Here is a 1496-nt window from a genome sequence, read left to right as displayed (position 1 = left end):
GTCGAGCGCGGCATTGAACGAATGGTCCGCGGCGCTTTTTCCAGCGGGTCCTCCGGCCGCGTGGAGCCCCTTGAACTTGCCATAGCCCTGCGCCGTGAACTGGATGAGAAGTCCATGACCCTGGGCGAGGGACGGACACTGGCACCGAATGTCTTTACCGCGCGCCTCTCCGACGAAGATTTCGCCCGCGCCCAGGAATGGGGCGCCCCGCTGGCCGAGGAACTGTGCGACGTCGTCATCAAGCACGCGCGCAGCCAGTCCTACACCCTCCAGGGCGCGGTCCGGGTCTCCTTCACCCGCGATTCCTCGCTCAAGCCCGGTTCGCTGGCGATCGACTCGGCAACCGAAAAGACCCGGGCGTCCGCTGCACGCACTCCTCAGCCGCCCGCTCCGCGCCAGAGCCCCACCCGCATGCAGCCCGTGCTGGACATCGATGGGCAGCGGTACTCACTCAATGCCACCTCCGTGGTCCTTGGCAGATCCTCGGAAGCGGACATCCTTGTTGATGACACCGGCGTTTCCCGCCGTCACTTGGAAATCCGGACCGACGGCGGCACTGTCCGCGCCGTCGACCTCGGTTCAACCAACGGCAGCTACGTCAACGGCCAGAAAGTCCAGGGGGAAACCATCCTTACCGACGGCTCGACCATTGCCATGGGCAGGACCCGTATTGTCTTCCGGCTGCTCCCGGTCCGATCCGGAGGGCGCTGATGGACGGCTCATTGACCCTCACCCTGCTCCGTTACGGGTTCATGATCCTGCTGTGGATCATGGTCCTGGGAGTTGTCGGTGCCATCCGGCGGGACCTGGTACTCGGTGCCCGAAACCGGACCGGCGCACCCACAGCCCGCCAGATACGCAAGAATCCCGCGCTGGAGCGCGAGGCGGCACCGCCGGCCAAGGTGCAGGCCCGGCAGATGGTTGTGACTGAGGGCCCCCTGCGCGGAACCACCCTGGAACTGGCCTCCAGCCCCATCCTGCTGGGCCGTGCCCAGGAAGCCACACTGGTTCTTGAAGATGACTATGCTTCCGGCCGCCATGCCCGGCTTTTCCCCCAGGGCAGCCGCTGGTTTATTGAAGACCTTGGTTCCACCAACGGGACGTTCCTCGGAGGGTCCCAGCTCACCCGTGCCCAGCCCGTTGACCCCGGAGTGCCGATCCGCATCGGCAAAACAGTCATTGAATTGAGGCCCTAGCAGTGGCCCTGGTCCTTCGGTACGCTGCCCGCTCCGACGTAGGCATGGTTCGTTTCAAGAATGACGATTCTGCCTACGTTGGGCGCTACCTCGCCGTCGTCGCCGACGGCATGGGGGGCCACGCGGGCGGCAACGTAGCATCTGCATCCACGGTGCTGGACCTCGTCCACCTGGACCGCCCCGATCTCGAGGACCAGGCCGTCACCGTCCTGGCAGACGAAATCCAGGCCGCGAATTCATTGCTCTCGGAACTGGTGACCACCTCCCCGGAGCTCTCCGGAATGGGCACCACGGTCACCG

General features: G+C 65.3%; 2 protein-coding genes and 1 pseudogene. All 3 read left to right on the top strand.

Annotated features, from left to right (window positions below):
• On the top strand, positions 1 to 711 hold a 711-nt coding region (locus ACFV20_RS36900; protein WP_385665492.1), incomplete at its 5' end, for an FhaA domain-containing protein.
• On the top strand, positions 711 to 1196 hold the full coding sequence (locus ACFV20_RS36895; protein ID WP_385665490.1) for an FHA domain-containing protein: 486 nt from the start codon (positions 711 to 713) through the stop codon (positions 1194 to 1196). The genes ACFV20_RS36900 and ACFV20_RS36895, both read left to right, overlap by 1 nt.
• Positions 1197 to 1240: 44 nt before the next feature.
• Positions 1241 to 1496, top strand: a pseudogene (locus tag ACFV20_RS36890) (protein phosphatase); the annotation flags it as partial.

Origin of the sequence: Streptomyces sp. NPDC059696 (genome assembly GCF_042733745.1) — a bacterium.
Classification (GTDB): domain Bacteria; phylum Actinomycetota; class Actinomycetes; order Streptomycetales; family Streptomycetaceae; genus Streptomyces.
The sequence above is the reverse complement of the archived record's forward strand: the minus strand, read 5'-3'. Positions and strand labels throughout refer to the sequence as shown.